Source organism: Spartinivicinus poritis (genome assembly GCF_028858535.1).
GTDB classification, from domain to species: domain Bacteria; phylum Pseudomonadota; class Gammaproteobacteria; order Pseudomonadales; family Zooshikellaceae; genus Spartinivicinus; species Spartinivicinus poritis.
In genome coordinates this window covers 156,807-176,457 of record NZ_JAPMOU010000007.1, presented here as the reverse complement: position 1 = coordinate 176,457, position 19,651 = coordinate 156,807, and the positions used below count along the sequence as shown (strand labels likewise).

At 40.6% G+C, this 19,651-nt stretch carries 12 protein-coding genes; 9 read left to right on the top strand and 3 right to left on the bottom strand.

The window, feature by feature from the left end:
* Window positions 1–32 precede the first annotated feature (32 nt).
* A complete protein-coding gene (locus ORQ98_RS08200) occupies window positions 33–863 on the top strand; it encodes a tetratricopeptide repeat protein (RefSeq protein WP_274688312.1) in 831 nt (276 codons plus the stop codon).
* A gap of 68 nt (window positions 864–931) precedes the next feature.
* On the opposite strand, the gene ORQ98_RS08195 is transcribed toward ORQ98_RS08200, so the two are convergent.
* Window positions 932–2,473, bottom strand: a complete 1,542-nt coding sequence (locus ORQ98_RS08195; RefSeq protein WP_274688311.1) for a trypsin-like serine protease — start codon at window positions 2,471–2,473, stop codon at window positions 932–934.
* A gap of 858 nt (window positions 2,474–3,331) precedes the next feature.
* On the opposite strand from ORQ98_RS08195, the gene bamI (ORQ98_RS08190) reads away from it, so the two are divergent.
* The 8 genes from bamI (ORQ98_RS08190) to ORQ98_RS08155 all read left to right on the top strand — a co-directional run bounded on the left by bamI (ORQ98_RS08190) (window position 3,332) and on the right by ORQ98_RS08155 (window position 15,015).
* Entirely contained in the window at window positions 3,332–4,048 is a 717-nt protein-coding gene (gene bamI / locus ORQ98_RS08190; protein WP_274688310.1) for a biofilm-associated metzincin protease inhibitor BamI, read from the top strand.
* A 49-nt stretch (window positions 4,049–4,097) separates the two neighbouring features.
* Window positions 4,098–6,239, top strand: coding sequence for a carbohydrate binding domain-containing protein (locus tag ORQ98_RS08185; protein WP_274688309.1), 2,142 nt, complete (start codon window positions 4,098–4,100; stop codon window positions 6,237–6,239).
* Between the two features lie 274 nt (window positions 6,240–6,513).
* Window positions 6,514–6,672: a hypothetical protein gene (locus tag ORQ98_RS08180; RefSeq protein WP_274688308.1), complete on the top strand. Its 159-nt coding sequence runs from the start codon at window positions 6,514–6,516 to the stop codon at window positions 6,670–6,672.
* 749 nt (window positions 6,673–7,421) lie between these two features.
* The gene (locus ORQ98_RS08175) at window positions 7,422–8,210 is read left to right on the top strand and encodes a PleD family two-component system response regulator (RefSeq protein WP_274688307.1); all 789 of its coding nucleotides are present in this window, start codon (window positions 7,422–7,424) and stop codon (window positions 8,208–8,210) included.
* A 366-nt stretch (window positions 8,211–8,576) separates the two neighbouring features.
* Window positions 8,577–9,245, top strand: coding sequence for a biofilm-associated metzincin protease inhibitor BamI (gene bamI / locus ORQ98_RS08170; protein WP_274688306.1), 669 nt, complete (start codon window positions 8,577–8,579; stop codon window positions 9,243–9,245).
* A 44-nt stretch (window positions 9,246–9,289) separates the two neighbouring features.
* Window positions 9,290–11,155 (top strand): biofilm-associated metzincin protease Mep72, encoded by a 1,866-nt coding sequence (gene mep72, locus ORQ98_RS08165; RefSeq protein ID WP_274688305.1) that lies wholly within the window; start codon window positions 9,290–9,292, stop codon window positions 11,153–11,155.
* A gap of 199 nt (window positions 11,156–11,354) precedes the next feature.
* Window positions 11,355–13,253, top strand: coding sequence for a M4 family metallopeptidase (locus ORQ98_RS08160; protein ID WP_274688304.1), 1,899 nt, complete (start codon window positions 11,355–11,357; stop codon window positions 13,251–13,253).
* 166 nt (window positions 13,254–13,419) lie between these two features.
* Window positions 13,420–15,015, top strand: a complete 1,596-nt coding sequence (locus tag ORQ98_RS08155) for a M20/M25/M40 family metallo-hydrolase (protein ID WP_274688303.1) — start codon at window positions 13,420–13,422, stop codon at window positions 15,013–15,015.
* A gap of 113 nt (window positions 15,016–15,128) precedes the next feature.
* On the opposite strand, the gene aceF is transcribed toward ORQ98_RS08155, so the two are convergent.
* Window positions 15,129–16,721 carry a dihydrolipoyllysine-residue acetyltransferase gene (gene aceF / locus ORQ98_RS08150; protein ID WP_274688302.1) on the bottom strand — a complete coding sequence of 531 codons (1,593 nt, stop codon included), beginning with the start codon at window positions 16,719–16,721 and terminating at the stop codon, window positions 15,129–15,131.
* A gap of 32 nt (window positions 16,722–16,753) precedes the next feature.
* Window positions 16,754–19,408 carry a pyruvate dehydrogenase (acetyl-transferring), homodimeric type gene (aceE, locus tag ORQ98_RS08145; RefSeq protein ID WP_274688301.1) on the bottom strand — a complete coding sequence of 885 codons (2,655 nt, stop codon included), beginning with the start codon at window positions 19,406–19,408 and terminating at the stop codon, window positions 16,754–16,756.
* Between the last annotated feature and the right edge of the window lie 243 nt (window positions 19,409–19,651).

The following is a 19,651-nucleotide window of genomic DNA, read 5'->3' as shown; positions in this document are numbered from 1 at the left end:
TGTATAACAGAAACTGTGGGAACAAACTAAGGATGCTAAAACTAAGCGCAATTGCTTTTACTGCAATGTTTAGCTGGTCTGTTCAAGGGGCAAACTTACCAGCAGAGATAGAAGTGGACAGGTATATCCTTGCCGCTGAAAAACACATTAACAATCAAGAATTTTCCCAAGCAGAAGACTATTTGCAACGGGCGGTTACTTTGCAAGTAAGTACGCCTGATAAGTTTTATTTTTTATATGGGCAGGTATTACTGCGTAATGGTAAGTTATCCCAGGCTCAGGAGAATCTTGAGCGTTACCTGACAAAAGCTGGTAAGGAAGGTGAGTTTTACCAGCAGGCATTAGCACTTTATACCGAAGCAGAAGAAAAACTTGTAGTAAAGGCTAAGGCCAGCCAACCTACCAGTAAAATTCCGGTTGATGCTATTAAAGCCGGGCCAAGTAAGTCTGAAAAGATGGTTACCTCGCTGAAAAAACTGTATTTAACCGAAAATGATGAAGAAGCACTACTAAGACACATAAATGCTATTTTAAATAATTATGCAGTACGTACCGGTAAGCTAATTAATTTAAATAAAGAAGCTGATTTAATTTATTCGGTTACCACAAATAAACAGGGTGAATTGTTTGTTACTCGCCGAAGCTCACTAGCGGCGGATGCAAACAAACGTTTTTCAAGCTCTAGACTATCAGTTTATGGTGTAGACCCATTTGTTGATTATAAATGTTCGCAAGTAGAAAAGGTGTGCTGGTTAAAGCATCCGGTTGACGGTCAACGTTGGTTGGTTATTAGAAAAGATAATCAAGCAATTAAAGATTTAGCGCAAACAATGACAGCGTTATTAAGGACCAAGCAAAAGTAAATTAATAAACCCAACAAAAAAGCCGCTTAAAAAGCGGCTTTTTTGTTACCTCAAATAAAGTAATGTGACTACTTGGCTCTGGCTTTTAATATTAAGTTAGAAAAACCTTGCTCGGCTTTAATACCAATATACCAAACGCCAGCGGTTGGATAGTCTATACGACAGTACTCACCATTGCTTGCTTTGGCTGAGGTGCAGGCACTGCTGCTTTCGTTAGGTAGAGTGCCTGTACTGATAAATAAGTTGGCATTACCATTACCTCTCCCTGTTTGAACCTCTAACATTTTTGTATTAGCCGGTACATTTATTGTGTAATACAGCCAGTCACCTGCTTTAGCTGCTAATTGCTTAAACGCAAACTGTTGTCCATTAGGTATCTTGCTGGCATGTTTATTATTGTCGGGCCAATTAGGTTTGGGCCAGTCAGGCCAGTTGGGAGGCTTAGGCCAGTTTGGATCATTTGGTGGTTTACATGGACCATCGGGTGGTACTGGATCATCGCCATCACCTGGAGGTGGGGGAGGAGGTGGTTGAGGGTTGTCATCATCTCCAGGAGGCTTAGGCCAGTCTGGGTCATCATCACCTGGTGGTGTGGGTGGTGGTGGAGGTGTATCATCGTCCGGCCAATCAGGCCCATCGTTGTCATCCCCTGGGGGTGGAGGAGGAGGCGGATTATCATCATCTCCAGGAGGTTTTGGCCAGTCTGGACCATCGTCATCTGGTTTATCAGGTGGGGGGACTGGAGGCACTGGTGGCTGCGGTGGGTTATCATCCCCTGGTGGTTGGCTGTTGCCTAAAGGAACATACTTTTTCACCCACTCATAATAGTTAGCAGCTTTAGTATAAACGCCTGGATAGCCTGGTCGAGCACAACCTTTTCCCCAACTCACGATGCCAATTTGATAAACTTTATCATACCATTTAATAAATAAAGGGCCGCCGCTGTCGCCTTGGCAAGAGTCTTTGCCGCCTTGTTTGTAGCCGGCACAGACCATATTGTCAGTAATACCTCTATAGGCACGGTTACACTCTTGCTTGCTGACAACAGGAACATCAACTTCCATTAATTTATTGGAAAGCATGATATTCTGTCGTGTATTACCCCAGCCTGCTACCGTTACTTTGGTACCTGGTTTGATTGCATTATGATAAACATTGGTATCAGCTAGATTAATAGGGGTAATATTTAAACTGCTACTTACTGGGCGTTGTAATTTAATTAGTGCTATATCATGATCATTGTTGCGTGAATTATATTGTGGATGAATAATGGCTTTTTCTGCTCTAATAACTTCGCCTTTATTTGTGGTTCGATCATAACGGCCAACAGTTACTCTGGTACCTGCTCTGGGAGAGCAGTGAGCAGCTGTAAGCACCCATTGTTTATTGAGCAAGCTGCCACCACAGCCACCTAGCCAAACCATCCATTTACGCTCCTCAAAATTAGAGGGGCGGCCACCAACAATTTCATGTGTGTTATTGTTGAAGTCAGGTGGTGTATAATTATCATTTGGTTGAAGAAGGTTTTCACTATTTGCATGAGCAAAGCCTGTTACAGCTAAAAAAAGGCTGCTTAGCATAAATAGTGGTACGCTATTTTGCTTATTCATTACAAAATCCTGATAAAAAGTACTATTCTCATTTTTGTTTTATGGGTGAACTGATTAACTCATTGAATTTACGATAAAAGCTTGTATGCTTTGTTAAAAAGCATAGCGCTATATTGATAGTTAAATTGATATTTAATCCACTAAATTTGTCTTATATGAGTTTTAATTTAATTATTGAAAGCAATGCCTGGTTATTTTTTAAAAGAAACTAAAATAAAATTTGATCTCAAGGGTTGTTTAATATTTGATCCACTATACTGTATAGTTTGTTGATAATGGGGTGAGCCAATTGTTTTAAATTAGAGGTGCCCTTGAGTATTGGAAGAAAGACTTGTTTGCTATCTATGAGCAAGGTCTATTACCGAGTAGATATAGGTCGCGTATAGGCTGTGAATAATACTACAGCTTGTTAATACACCTAAAGTGAAATCCCTAGATGTGCGAAAATTCGCTTTTTAGTGTTGCTTTCCTTTTTATACTCGCTTCCAGTTAATACTGTCGTTGATTTGCATTTAATTTTGAAGGTGCTTTATAAAGTCTGAATGGCTAAATGCTTTTGTAACTAGGTATTCATTCATCGCTTCTTTAAATAAAAACGGCTGAATTGAGTGTATGTTACGGCTTAATGTTTGGTAGCTCAAATTTTTGTTTAGTGATTATTTTTTTTGACGAGTGAGTTGCCATATACCCAAAGCGTAGAGTGCGTAAAGTGTAGGGTATAGCAAGAAAAAGTAAGGTGCTTTTTGATAAAGACTAATCTTTTAAAGTGCTGTAGGCTGCTGAATCCATTAATGCAGGCCTTCTTATTTTTTATGCTAAATGATTTTCTCATATAAGCCCTTTTTAGAGGAAAAAATTATGAAAGGTTCAAAGCTATTCCTTGGTGTTGGTGCTGTAGTGGTTGGTATTGGTGCAACCGTAATGATGATGCCTTCTGAGCAACGTAGCAATCAGCCAGTGAGTCAACCGGTTGAGTCTGCAGGTAGTGAAACCAACGAGCCAGTGCAAACTAATACTCAAGCGGTAGCGGCAATCCCTGCGACAGAAGAAGTTGTGAATGATGTTGCTGCTTCAGAGCCAGCTGAAATACCATTACCAGAACCAGCTCCAGCCTTACCTGAAGTAGACCCTAATGAAGTTACCAGTATGTGGCAGGCCTCAGAACAGGAACAAACAGTTGATGAAAATGGCATTCCAACAACCCATTTGCAGGTTAATCCACAGTTAATTAGCTCGTTGCAATTGGGACAAACCCTTGAGTTTGAAGTGCCAGCATTAAATCAGTCATATCAAGCAGAGCTTACTACTACTCATAATCAGTTGGATGATGTGCATGTATTTAAAGGCAAAATAAATAATGGTTCTGAAAATGATAATGTGATTGTTACTCGTGGTGAAGTAGAAACTTATGTAACTGTATCTACTGGTGATGGTGTGTATTCAGTGCGCATTGATAATGCCTCGGGTAAAGCCACCATGATTAGTGAAGATGATATTGCAAAAACAATCACTAATTTTAATGATGCAATCCCAGCACCAGAAGTACCAGTTGAGCCGCCAAAAGATCGTAGTTAATCCTGCTATTTAAAAAGAAAAGCTTTGCTAATAATAGGAGTTTGGTTGCATGTACTCACAAAGTAGACAGGCGTTGATTGGCTTGAGTTTGGCTGTGTCATCATTAATTACCGGGCAGGCACTGGCAACAACGACTGTCGATGTGATGCTGTTATATACCCCTGAAGCAGCAAGCAAAGTTAAAGATATGAATGCTCATATTACTAACTTGGTTGAGTATGCAAACCAAAGCTATCGTAATAGTGATGTTGACATAAAACTGAGAGTTGTCTACTCAGGCCAAACAGAAGATGCATTGGGGAATGTATCCAGCAGTACCCTTAAAAAATTTACGGATGATCAAAAAATAGCAGGCTTACGTAAGCAATATGGCGCCGACTTGGTTACCTTAATTACTCTTCGTGAGAAAGATATTTGTGGTACGGCTTGGGTACCTAAAGGGAATGCAGAAACAGGTAAGTTTAATCGTAGTGCTAGTGGCTATGGTTTCAACGTTATTGGCGCAGAATGTGGATTGCTGGCTTATGTGCACCAGCTTGGTCATAACATGGGATTAGGGCATTCAGCTCAAAATGAGAATCCTTCTGGTCGTGTTGGCGGTATTTTTCCTTGGGCCAGAGGGCATGGGGTAAATGGGTTATTTACAACTATCATGGCTTACCCAAAAACCTTTAATGGAGCTAAGCACGTACAACAGTTTTCCAGTCCTACGCAAAATAAATGTAAGAATCAGCCCTGTGGAGTTGATAAAAATAGTGCTAATGGGGCTGATGCGGTTGAAAATCTAAAAGTAGTGGCGAGTCAAGTCGCTAGTTTTGTGGGGACGGTTAAACCGAATCCTGATGACGATAAAGAAAAGCCAAGTAAGCCAACAGAGCTTTTTGGTAAGGGCGATAAAGATGACAAAACAATAATGTTGAGCTGGAAGGATAACAGTAATAACGAAGAAAAATTTATTCTGCAACGTAAACTGAAGGAAAATAATGATTGGGCAAATTTGATTGAGTTGGAAGCAAATACTACCTCATATACAGATACAGCAGTGTTATTGGATAAGCATTATGATTATCGAGTAAAAGCTGTTAATGAGATGGGCGACTCTGACTATTCAAATATTGTGTCTGCAATTATTAAATCTAATGATAAGCCTGATGGTGGCTCTGGTGGGCCAGATTGTCCTGGTGGAGACGATAACCCAGATCCAGGTGATGATGATAAACCAAACACAGATCTTTGTAAGAAACCTCATATGGCTAATAACCTGATTGTAGAAGGTGACTTTAACAGTCTCAATCCTTGGAAGTCTTTCCACAACAGTAACGTGAGCTTAGAAAAAGTTGAGAAACAAAAATCTTGTGGTAAAGATAATATTTTATCCATTAAAAATCGTAAGGCATTTTATGATGGCGTTATTCAAGATATTACGGAAAAAGTAAAGCTTGATACTGAATACGAAATATCAGCAAAAATGCAGATAGATTCCAAGCAGCAAATTAGAGGCATGGCCCGAATAGCTCTAAAAATAACTGATGAAGTGGGTGTTCATTACCAGTATTTAGTCAATAAATCTATTACCAGTAATGAAATGAGCTTGGTGAAAAATAAGTTTAAAATTCAAGCATTAGGTGAATTGAAAAAGGTTCAGGTGTTATTGTTTGGTCCTAAAGCTGAGTATGCGCTGAATGTTGATGAAGTTAAGCTGGCCCAAGTCGGTGGAGAGCCCCCTAAACCAAATACAGACGTGTTCAATCATGACTTTGAACTAGGTTTACATGGCTGGATTCCTTTCTTTGGAGTTGATCAGGTCTCTCGCTCAAAAGAAGTAGCTGAAACTGGTCAGTACAGCTTGAAAGTGTCAGGGAGAAGTCACTGGTATTCAGGGCCTGCTTTGGATGTAAAAGGCTTGTTAGAAAGTGGTAAGCAATACCAATTTAACTTGAGTGCCAGGCAGGCAGCTGATCAGGCAAAAGAGCAGCTGATTGATATCCAGCTTTTTTATGTGGATGATGAGGGCTACCACTGGCATAGAGTTAAAACAGCTAAGTTACCAGTTGGTCAGCAGTGGACTAAGGTCTCGGGGGATTTGAGCTTCCAGGCAAAAGGCAATGTTAAATTTATTCACCTGTATCTGTTTGGCCCTGAGCCAGGTAATGACTTCTTCATTGATGACATCAGTGTAAAGAAAAAATAGTGTCAAATAGTGATACACCTGTTAAGTTTTGATAGTTGTGGGGTTTGGTACTAGTTTGTTGTGAGTAGACACCTATAGATAAGCGTTATTACCTATTTGTAACAATGTGTAATCACGCAAAAAAGCAAAGAGACCAAGGCCACAAGTGATAATTTTTTTGACAGCTGGGATTGAATCTTGTGCGTAGGTTCTCTTTTTTTTATTAAGTAGACTTCTATAATCAAGCCCAGTTACAAGGTAGATATTTATTTATATATTGATTGAGGTGGCAAATATGTTTGATAAAAACCTATTGAAAGCCTGTGCCATCATGCTGACAGCTGTATGCGCTGCCTTCATTTTGGGCACTAATGCTGAGAATGCTGACGACTATAAGGCTAATGCTCAACCCTCTGATCAGCATGTTATAGAGTTGTCAGTTAATCATGATTAGGCCTACATTCTAGTTATATGCTAGAGAGAAGGCCTTCTGATTACTCAGAGTTAAGGTCTTACTTCATTAACCTGATTAGAGCTTAACATTAAAAAATATCTTGTAGTTAAGTTGCTGTAAATAGATATAACTGTGTTTGCTTAACTTTCCCACCTATACACTTCGTGAATAATTCGATAACTACTATTTCACCCAGCCTCAGCTCTGCTCCCTATATATTTTCTAAGCTCTTCGAAGCTTGCTGTTGTAACGCTTGCTGAATATAAGAGAGAGCATTATTTAGCTCGCTTCTTAGGGGGTGACTCTAAAAGCTACTCGCTTTGGCTATGGGAGTGCGAGTCACTTTTTATTTTTAGTGATCAATAAATAATTGGTCGGCTCTAAATTATTGATCAGAGTCTAAGAATGCAGATTAGCAGATTTTAATAGTAAGAATTATGTAGTCTAATGCTAACTCACAAAGGCAATGTAAGTAGTTAAATTTACTGGCCAAGTAACTAATTGGCCGAATAGATAGCTGGTAAGATAGATTACTTTGGTAAGAATGACTATGGCATGTCTGGTAGATAATGGCATTAGTTTATAACTAAATTATGGATGTCATAATTAACAGACTCTTCTGCATAGTATAAAAGTAAGTGCTTATATATTTTTCTTGAAAATATATATCTACAAATTAAACCACGTTTGCTTGTCTACTAACTATTTACTCCAAACGTTAATATCCTGCAGTTTAAGGTTTACTATGTATGAACGCTAATGCTGACCATGGCGAGCTAACACTTTGCTCAACTAAGCAACATTGGAGTTCTAATATTGCACTTAAAGGATTATTAATTGGGCATTCAGGAAATACATCGAAACTGCTTGATAATATGGTTTGCCGTCTTGCCATGGATGCGCTGGTTTGTAATGAGCCGTTAATGGCTGCTGTGATGGTAAAGCGCTTTTTGCCAAATGTTATTTTAATCAGTGCTGACTTGCAGGGTATTACTTGTTTATCACTTATACAGCTGTTAAGAAGTGACCCTGTTGCTTCAAGTATACCCATCATAGTGATTAATGAGTGGAATGACCGCTATTTAGGGAAAATGGCAATCAGCTTGGGGGCTCAAGCATGTATTTCAGTACCTGTTGTTAGTCGTGAGTTCGTAACTACTATTCAGAAAGTGCTGTGTATTGAAAAAGTAGAACTAGGCCCCGTTGTTGGGTTGATAATTGATTCTGATAGAAGCCAGGCTGTGCTTACTAATTTGGTTAATCAGCTTGGTTATCAGGTTGAGGTAGTTAGGCTATCAGAAACACCGACCTCACTTGATATGATAAAAAGCAAAAAAGTATCTGCTTGGGTTATAGATGTTATAAGTGATAATAATTTTGACAATATTAATGCTATTATTGACACATTGCCAGTACCTGTGTTAGCAGGGCTTGACCATCCTCCTGAGAAAAATATTACTCTCTCCCGTGTTGACCTATTGAAGATAAGTAGATGGGAAACTAGAATAAAAAATAAACTCTCTGCTTTATTAAATTAGCCCTTTTTTTGTTATTTATTTGGGCACTTATCTCTTTGGGCTTATCGCACTTTCGTCCTCTTTAATTCTGAAACTGACTAGTCATTTTATGGTTATTGAGTTGTTGAATTATTCTTGTTTCGCGATCCTTTAAATCGATTTTTTGTGAGCTGGGTCTCTTTTTCAAATCAATCTCGACATTATAATTCGCCACACGTTAGTTGTTGTATAACCTAGTTAGTATGTACCACTAGTGACTTCCTTTAACGCGATTATTAGTAAAGGGAGAAAAAATATAGCAACTCTTGTTGTTTATCAAAAAAGCACAAGAAAACCAGCACTTAGCAACATATTCTATTACTTATAACCATGGGGAGACTGAATTTGATGTCTTGGAAGCTTGCTGCAGGCTCATTATGTGCTGTTGCAGGTATTGCTGTTGGCTTATGGGTTACTCAAAATAATGACCAGCAAGTCACCGCTGATCAAGTCAGTAATAATATTAGTCAGCAAGGCTTAAGCAAAAATCTTGATAAAGCTGAAAATACTGCTAAATCAGAAGAATTGGTTGAGTCAAGTAACTTGCCTGTACCAAAGAAAAAGCCACAACTGCCGAAACTAGATGGAACACCTGTAGTATTTTGGCAAGAAACTGGGCAGCAACAATCGGTTGATAAATTCGACATTCCTGTTGATCACCTACAAGTCGATCCATCTTATATTGAACAGATTCAGGTCGGTCAGGTACTTGAGTTTCCTATTCCAGAGTTAAATAAATCATTTATTACCAAACTGACTGATACAGCAAATTCGTTCAATGGTGTTCATGTGTGGACAGGCGTTATCGTGGATGGAGATCCTACAGAAAACGTCATTGTGACTAGAGGGAAGGTTCAAACTCACATAACTATTTCCACTCGTGAAGGCATTTATTCTGCCGTTGTGGATAATGGCTCAGGCGAAACTCAAATAATAAATGAAAATAATATTAAAGCTGCTGTTGATGAGCCTCCAGTAGCATCTAGCGGGAAATTACAAGCGCCGCAAGAGCGTTAATTAATAGACAACACTTTACACCTCATACAAGGGAGAGTCACCTGATGAAAGCATTTGGTAAATTTGTCCTTGCTAGCAGTAGCTTATTAACTGCAGCTGTTATGTCTATAAATGCAGCATATGCAAATACTCAAAAAACTGTAGTTGATGTAATGGTTTTATATACTGATGCTGCAACTAAAACTTATAAAGGGCGTGATATTGATGCACGAATTACGTCTTATATATCGTACGCGAATAAAGCATATGCCAATAGTAATGTTAATCTACAATTGCGTTTGGTGCATTCTGAGAAACTCAAAACTAATTATTATCAAACTGTAAATGGCTATAATTTAGATGGGTTTCGTGCAGATAGCTATGTACAAAAGTTAAGAAAAGAGCACGGTGCTGATATAGTTACATTAGTTAATTTAGCAGAGCGCACTAATGATGGTTATATAACTTGTGGGATAGGCTATGTGCCACAAGGTTATGTTTCTCGATATAACTCAGAAGGAAAATTCTATTATGGTGCTAGCTCCCAAGCTTATAACTTAGTAGGTGTTGACTGTGGTTATAATACCTTTGTCCATGAGTTGGGTCATAATATGGGGCTAGGCCATTCATTAAAACAAAAGAGTGTGGGTGGTGTATATAAGTGGGGGCGTGGCTATGGTGAACAGGGTAACTTCACTACAGTTATGGCGTATCCTTATGTATTTAGAGCAACTGGCCTGCAGCAATTTTCCAACCCAAGCCTGTATAAATGTAATGGACGTGCATGTGGTGTGGAAAAAACGTCATACAATGGTGCAGACTCTTCAGAAAATCTAAATGAATTAGCTAAGCAAATTTCTGAGTTTATGCCAACAAAGCATCCATTAGAGACTGATCCAGGTGAAACTACCCCAGAAACCAACCCAGGTTCTGGTAATGGTGAGACTGGCACGGGCGGTGCTCAGCCAACCACTCCAGAACTTTGTAAAAAGTCTCATATGGAGAAAAATTTATTATCGCAAGGAGATTTTAACGAAATAAGTGATTGGTCTATGTTTAGGCATGGGGGGTACCTAGAGCAAATTTCTAAAGTAACTAGCTGTGGCCAAGATTATCGACTACAGGTTAGAAATAGACCATATTTTTACTCGGGCCCTATGCAGGATGTGACTGATAAAGTTAAAAAGGGCTATGAGTATGAAGTAAGTGCAAAAATCAAACTGGTTGGTGATGATCGATATACCATTCGGGATGATGCACAAATTACCCTTGAAATTAATGGTGGCCAGAGCTTTCAGTATTTAGCGGATGCTTCTGTTACTAATAAAGAGTTCACCACACTAAAGAAAAAGTTCAAATTAACGTCAAGGGCCGTTGTTGAGAAATTAAAATTATTTGCTTACGGTCCACAAGCAAATCGTGACTTTATTATTGATGAATTTAAGCTGGTAGAAGTTACCAAGCCAGTAACACCCAATAATCCAATTGCATTTGAAGAAAGCTTTGAAAATTGGAATTATGAGGCAATTAGCTTAGATAGCGGCTTTTATAGAACAAGCTACCATGCATCTAAAGGTCGTTATAGCCTAAGAAGTTATAATCGTAATGCTTGGTATTATGGACCTGGTGTGGATGTTACGGGGCATGTTGAAGCGAACAAGTCTTATCAAGTGTCAGCCGATGTGAAGCTGGATAATTATCGTGGTACAGCTCAACCAGTTTCTCTATACCTGCTGTATACAGACAAAAACAACCCTCGTCGTAACTACTGGCATCGTATTGCTCGTAAAGTAGTGACTCATAGTCAGTGGTTTACTTTATCTGGTACGCTTAATGCCAAAGGTTCCCAGTTTGTTGATGCTAAACTGGTGGTTATTGGCCCAGACCGAGGTGTAGAGTTTAATATTGATAATATAAAAGTTGTGAAATAAAAGTTGTATTAATAGCATAAAAAAAGCGGCTAATAGCCGCTTTTTTTATGACTAAATTATGAAGGTGGGTTTTTTTGTGATTTCTGTTTGGTATTTTTTATGAGGGTGGTCTCATGGGAAAACTATCGCGACAGTGACTTTATAGTGACAGGCTAAAATTCAAACTATCTGTCAACTAAAATATGTTAAGGAGTGACATATGGATAGCTTGAGTTTTTATAGGTTTTTTCATATCAGTACTATCGCAATAAGTGTATTAGCAGCTAATGCAAACGCTGCAATTGAAAAAGTTGATTTAACAAATTTCGAATTAAATAAAGCAATTAACCTATCACAAAGTCAGCAGATTACCACTATTTTAGGTATGTCCAATAATGAACGAGTAGAGCTGGTAAATCAGGTTTTACTTAAATCAGGAAAGTCGATTAGTCGTTTCCAACAACAATATCATAACATTCCAATTTGGGGGCTAACCCTTACATTAATTCGTTCTGCAAATGGAGCTTATGAGCGTTTTTCTGGTTTTCAAGTGATAGGCCTGGATGACCTATCGTTAAGCTTACGTCCCAACTTAGATGAATCTCAAATAAAGTTTATTGCAAAGCAGTATATGGGAGTCAGCCATTTATCAGCATTAAAGCTTGAAAATCAACAACAGGCATTATTTATCTATCTTGAAGATGATGAGCCTAAGTTGGTTTATGAGGTTTCATACTATACAGATGCTTTAGGCTTTCCATCCCGGCCTTTTTTTATAATTGATGCTCACACGGGAGAAGTTATTGATCACTGGGAAGGTTTGGCTCATGGAAAAAAAGCAACAGGACCAGGCGGTAATAGAAATACAGGTAAATACTATTATGGTAAGGATTTTGATCACTTGGATGTCGATGATCAATGTCGAATGGAAAATACTAACGTAAAAACCATTAACCTTAATCATGCAACCAGTGGTGGCTCTGTTCATCGATTTAACTGCCCTGAAAATACGGTAAAGGAAATTAATGGTGCATATTCACCGCTGAACGATGCGCATTATTTTGGCGGGGTTGTATTTAAGCTATATAACGATTGGTATGGAGTTAAACCGTTAAAAACAAAATTAACATTAAGAGTGCATTACAGTAGAAATTATGAGAATGCATTCTGGAATGGCAGTTCGATGACCTTTGGTGATGGTCGTAATACCTTTTACCCTTTAACTGGATTGGATGTTGTTTCCCATGAGGTTAGCCATGGCTTTACTCAGTTTAATTCTAATTTGGTTTATCGTAATCAATCTGGCGGTATGAACGAAGCTTTTTCTGATATGGCTGGTGAAGCTGCTGAGTTTTTTATGAGAGGAAAGGTAGACTGGATTGTTGGAGCAGATATTACTAAAAGTGGTAAAGGAATTCGAAACTTCCCTAATCCTAGCAAGCATCGTGGTTCGATTGAGCATATTAAAGATTATCGTAGTGGAATGGATGTGCATCACTCTAGTGGTATTTTTAATAAAGCTTTTTATCAACTAGCAGAAGTGAAAGGCTGGGGCGTTCGCAAGGCTTTTGATGTAATGGTATTAGCCAATCAGGTTTTTTGGCAGAAAAATTCTACTTTTGAACAAGGTGCTTGTGATGTAATGAAAGCAGCAAAGCAAAAAGGGTATTCTGTTGCTGATGTAAAAACAGCGTTTAAAGTAGTTGGCTTGGGTGATAGTTGTAAGGTTGACCCACCTGATCCTACCGGGAAATATAAGAGTCTACAGGTGGGTACGGGCTATTGTTTGACTGCAGCAGGAGGCTCAATCACTGTATCATCCTGTAAAAATGGAAATAATCAACAATGGTTATTGGATGATAAAGGGTACTTAAAAGTTAAATCAGACAATAATTCATGCCTATCTGTAGGTGCTAATCCCAAGCGTGGGAGCCGAACAGTTTTAAGCTCGTGTAATTCACAAGATTATCAGCGTTGGCAGTTCAATGGTAATGTTATTCAAAATGCGAAGGATTCAAGTTTACGACTTACGAGTTGGGGGGCACGTAGTGGCGCAAGGGTAGGAGTTTGGACTTCTCTTAACAATCATCCAATCCAGCAATGGAGTTGGAAAAAGTAAAGGGGATCTCTAAAAAGCTCTCGTGAATGGCATAACCAGCTACACTTAATTTTAGTTATGCAAAGCGACTTGCTGGTGTAATCAGTAAGTTGCTTTTGTTTAATAATAATTATAAAAAATTGCAGTTAACTTTTTATCAACTCTATTTCACATGGAAGGTGAACCAATGAAAAAGTTTTTATTGCTAACAGGCTTAGCTAGTGCCTTAGCACTTGCTAGCTTTGCACAAGCAAATGAAAAGGTATGGGTAACTATTGGAAAAGATGGTTATGACTTGTTAAAGCAGCAAATGCCAGGTTTAATGCAAGATGAAAAATCATTTGACTTAGCTAATGATAAGGTAAGCTTGGTTAAAGTGCAGGAAAAACATTTACCACTATTAAGTATGTATATGCACAAGCAATTTAGGCGGTGTGGTGGTTATATGGTGCATGAGAATGAGCAAGCGGCTTATGCTTCTATCCAAGCATTTATGGATAATAGGCCTCAAGCATTGATTGATTATAAGATTGACCAGCAAAGTATTATTAATCCTTTATTACCTCAAATTAAAGAGTCTGAAATTAGAAGCTTTATTATCGAACTGTCTGAATATAATAACCGTTATTATCGTAGCAGTACTGGTGTCAATGCTGCAAAACGTATTCGTGACAAATGGGCTGAGTTAAGTGCGGGCCGATCCGATGTATCAGTTGAGCTGTATAATCACAACAGTTGGAATCAGGACTCTGTCGTGATGACAATACAAGGGAATGAATTAGCTGACGAAATCGTTGTAGTCGGTGGGCACTTAGACTCAATTAATCAATACAGTAGTGATCGAATTAATGCCCGTGCACCAGGGGCTGACGATAATGCATCAGGTATCTCTACGATTACAGAAGTGATTCGAGTTTTAATGAATAATGACTACAAGCCTAGTAGAACCTTAAAATTTATGGGGTATGCGGCAGAAGAAGTAGGTTTGAAGGGGTCTCAAGAAATTGCTAAAGCTCATAAAAACCAAGGGAAAAATGTGGTTGGTGTGCTGCAATTGGATATGACCAACTATCAGGGAGATGCGGTTGATGCGGCAATTATTACTGATTATACCAATAGTGCACAGAATAACTTTTTCAAAGAGGTCGCAAATTATTATGCACCTGAATTAAATATTGGTACTACTCAATGTGGCTATGCTTGCTCTGATCATGCCTCTTGGCATAACCAAGGCTTCCCAGCTACCATGCCATCAGAAGCACCTTTTGGTAAGCATAACCAAGCATTACATACTACAGGTGATACCATTAGTAAATCTGGTAACAATGCGAACCATGCTTATAAGTTTGCCAAAATGGCTACATCATTTGCTGTGGAAATGGCCAAAACCGCAGGCTCTGATCCTGACCCCGATCCAGGTGACTTTAAACAATTAAAATCAGTCACAGGTTATTGTTTGTCTGTTAATACATCTAACCAGGCAGAGCTGGCTAACTGTGCCACTAATAAAAAGCAACTATGGCAACATGATGACCAAGGTCGGTTAAAGCATAAATCAGGCAACTGTTTAGCGGTAAGTGATATAGCGAGTCGGGGTGATCGTGCTGTATTAAAAAGCTGTGATAGTGGTAAAGGGCAAAAATGGAAAATCGAAGGTCAGCGGGTAGTTAGCGAAGCTGGTGATAACTTATTATTAACTGCATGGGGGCGTAGTGCAGGAGTTAAAGTAGGGGTCTGGAGTTCACTGTTTGGGCATCCTATTCAAAGTTGGGATTGGAAATAAATATATCCTTCGCTGTGGGTATGTAGATTATATTGTTGGGTGTGTATATTTTGTCTTTAAATTAAAAAAGCCCCAAAGTTGGGGCTTTTTTGTAGGGTAAGCGTTTCGCAAGCTTACAGCAATAACTGCCGTATATCGCCTAATAAATCGCTTAAGATGGCTGTAAAGCGTGCTGCGTCGGCACCATTGATTGCCCTGTGGTCGTATGACAAACATAAAGGCAACATTAGGCGTGGCTCAAACTCTTTACCATTCCAAACCGGTTTCATGGACGATTTGGAAACCCCTAAAATACCCACTTCTGGTGTATTAACGATTGGGGTAAAGGCGGTGCCGCCGATACTACCTAAGCTGGAAATTGTAAAACAAGCGCCTTGCATTTCTGCGGGCGATAGTTTTTTCTCTTTAGCTTTGCCTGCCAATTCGATGGTTTCTTTAGCAAGTTCAACTAAGCCTTTTTTATCAGCATCGCGAATGACTGGTACTAATAAGCCATCTGGGGTATCAACTGCTATACCAATATGTACATAGTCTTTATAAACCAGCCCATCACCAGTAGCGTTTAGTGACGCATTAAAGTTTGGTAATGCTCTTAGTGCTTGGGCGCAAGCTTTTACTAAGAAGGGAAGGGGCGTCATTTTTACTCCCTTCGCCTTTTGTGCTTGCCTAAAGGCTTCCAGTTCGCTGATGTCAGCTTCGTCAAATTGGGTAACATGAGGTACGTTTAACCAAGCACGATGCAGGTTGAATCCACCCACTTTGCGCAGCCGTGACATTGGCTCTTCACGAACAGGCCCAAACTGTGAGAAGTCAACGGCTGGCACTTCAGGAATACCGGCACCACCAGTAGCACCAGTAGGTTGGGCTTTCGCTTTTTTCAGCTGCTCGCTAACGTAGGCTTGCACATCTTCTTTAAGAATTCGGCTACGTGGGCCAGAGCCTTTAACCAGTGACAAATCCACTCCAAATTCACGGGCCAGTTTTCTAACGGCTGGACCAGCATGAACATTTTGGCTTGGCTTATCTAATGTCGCAGATTTTTGTGGTTGTGGTGCAGCTGCTTGTGGTGCTTGAGCTGGCGCAGCTGTTGGCGCAGGCGCAGCGGATTGCTCTGCCACTGGTGGTGCTGCAGACGTGGTTTCCAGCTCTAAGATTAGGTCGCCCATGGAAACCGTATCGCCTTCTTTCACTTTCAGGCTTTTGACGATACCTGCTTTAGGAGCAGGAAATTCCATGGTGGCTTTATCAGACTCAAGCACGATGATTGAGTCTTCTTCAGCAATCTCATCACCTTCTTTTACGCATACTTCGATGACAGGCACGTTTTCACTGCCAATATCAGGCACGGTAATTGGCTCAATGGCTGAAGCAGTTGGTGCTTGAGCAGCAGGTTGCTGTGTTGGGGCTGGCTCTGCTGTAGCGGTTTCTTCTGCAGCAGGAGCAGGTTCCGCTGGTGCTTCAGTAGCACCTTCTGCGGCCAGGGCCACAATTTCACTGCCTTCAGAGACTTTGTCACCTACTTGCACTAATAGCTTTTGGATTGTTCCTGCTTTGGGGCAGGGAATTTCCATGGTGGCTTTGTCAGACTCAAGCACAATTAGTGAGTCTTCTTCTGCAACTGTATCGCCAGCTTGGACGCATACTTCGATAATTTCAACGTCTTCGCTACCACCAATATCGGGGACTTTAATGATTTCTTCTGACATAGTTTACCCTTTAATCTACTGACACCTATTGGTTAGCAATACAGTGGATTGGTTTTGGTTGGATCGATGTTGAACTTCTTCATTGCATCAATTAACACTTTGCTATCGACTTTGCCTTCTTCTTTTAAGGCATGTAAGGCAGCAACAGTGATGTAGTAACGGTCAACCTCGAAGAATTCACGCAGTTTTTGTCTAGAGTCACTGCGACCAAAACCGTCGGTGCCAAGGGTGATATAAGTAGTTGGAACAAAGTCACGAATCTGATCTGCATACAACTTCATGTAGTCCGTTGCAGCAATGACAGGACCCTGGCGATTAGTAAAACACTCAGTGACATAGGGCACTCTTTGTTCTGCATCAGGGTTTAGCATGTTCCAGCGCTTAGCATCCAGTCCTTCGCGACGTAGTTCATTGAAGCTAGTGGCGCTCCAGATATCAGATTCCACTTTATATTCTTTACGTAAAATATCAGCAGCAGCGCGTACTTCTTCTAGAATAGTGCCGCAGCCAACTAACTGAACCTTAAGCTTGGCTTTCTTAGAGTTTTGCTCAAAGCAATATAGACCCTTGATAATACCTTGAATAACTTCTTCGCCTTCAGGTAGGGCTGGCTGCTTGTAATTTTCATTCATAGTAGTGATGTAATAGAACACACTTTCTTGTTCTTCATACATCCGGCGTAAGCCGTCTTGAATGATGACAGCTAGTTCATAGCCATAAGTTGGGTCGTAGCTGACACAGTTTGGAATAGTGGAAGCCAGGATATGACTGTGACCATCCTGGTGCTGTAGACCTTCACCATTGAGGGTGGTTCTACCAGCGGTAGCGCCAATTAAAAAACCGCGAGCTTGAATATCACCTGATGCCCAAGCTAAATCGCCAGTTCGCTGGAAGCCGAACATTGAGTAGAAGGCGTAGAAAGGAATCATCGGTGTATTGTTGAAGCTATAAGAGGTACCTGCTGCAATCCAGGCGGCATGAGAGCCGGCTTCGTTGATACCTTCCTGAAGGATCTGACCTTTTTTGTCCTCTTTGTAGAACATCACTTGGTCAGAATCCATTGGTGTATACAGCTGGCCCTTAGATGAGTAGATACCTAGCTGACGGAACATACCTTCCATACCAAAGGTACGGGCTTCATCAGGTACAATCGGTACAACGTTTTTACCGAAGTTTTTATCCTTAACCAGAGCACCTAAAATTCTGACGAAAGCCATGGTGGTGGAAATTTCACGTTCACCGCTGCCTTTGGTTACTGCTTCGAACGCTTTTAAATCAGGTGCAGCTAATGACGTAGAGCGTGTTCTGCGTTGAGGTACATAACCGCCTAAAGACTCACGGCGCTTGCGCATGTAAACCATTTCCGGGCTGTCTGCGTCTGGGCGGTAGTAAGGCACTTTTTCCAAGTCATCATCTTTAACAGGGATATCAAAGCGATCTCGGAATAACTTCAGGTCTTCTAATGCTAGCTTCTTAACTGAGTGAGTAATGTTGGCAGAAGCTGATGAACCGGTAGCATAACCTTTAACGGTTTTGGCTAAGATCACTGTTGGCTGGCCAGTGTGATTTACCGCAGCATGATAAGCTGCATAGACTTTATATGGGTCATGACCACCGCGGTTTAACTTATAAATGTCGTCGTCAGAAAGGTGCTGAACCATATCCAATAGTTCTGGGTGCTTACCAAAGAAGTGCTCGCGTGTATAAGCACCGCCCTTGGCTTTGTAGTTTTGGTAGTCACCATCAACGCATTCATCCATCCGTTGTTGCATCAACCCATCTTTATCTTCAGCAAATAGTGGGTCCCAGTGACGGCCCCAAACTACTTTAATAACATTCCAGCCAGCACCACGGAACTGACCTTCTAGTTCTTGAATGATTTTGCCGTTACCACGGACAGGTCCATCAAGGCGTTGCAAGTTACAGTTCACTACGAAAATTAGGTTGTCGAGCTTTTCTCGACCAGCCAGGCCAATGGCGCCCATTGATTCTGGCTCGTCCATCTCACCATCGCCAAGGAAAGCCCAAACTTTACGGTTGTTAGCAGGAGCCATACCACGGTTATCAAGGTATTTCATAAAGTGCGCTTGATAGATGGCTTGTAGTGGTCCTAAGCCCATTGATACGGTTGGGAATTGCCAGAAGTCAGGCATTAACCATGGGTGAGGATAAGAGGATAAACCTTTGCCATCGACTTCTTGGCGGAAGTTGTCTAACTGGTCTTCAGTTAAGCGACCTTCTAAGAATGCACGACTGTAGATGCCTGGTGCAGTGTGGCCCTGGAAGTAAACTAAATCCCCTTCGGAGTCTTCCGTTGGGCCTTTAAAAAAGTAGTTGAAGCCAATGTCATAAAGAGTGGCGCTAGACTGGAAGCTGGAAATATGACCACCTAGGTCAGCATCACTTTTGTTAGCACGCATCACCATTGCCATGGCATTCCAACGAACAATAGAGCGAATCCGGCGCTCCATAAATAAATCGCCTGGCATTCTCGCTTCACGAGAAGAAGGGATACTATTGCGGTAAGGCGTAGTGATGGAATAGGGCAGTTGGGTACCAGCCCGGCTGGCATAACGGGCCAAACGAGTCAGTAAATAGTGGGCCCGGTCTTCCCCTTCTTTTTCTAGCACTGAATCCAGTGCCTCAAGCCACTCTTGGGTTTCTATTGGATCAACATCATTCTGCATATTCATTTGCTCCAGGTCAGAAGGGCCTTGAGATTAGGCGTATAATGATTATAGCCGCTACCCTTTTAGTGCCATTTTAAATAAGCATTAATAGGGCCTGTTGACATCTGTCTGAAGGGCTCTGCTGGCGGCTATAAGGCGGAAGGCGCGTGGTGTAGTAAGCTACATAAGTAACTGACAACGCTGCAAAGCAGAATAATAGCCCCAGCCCTCCGGGTTGTGGCTAAAAAAAGCCTCACTCTG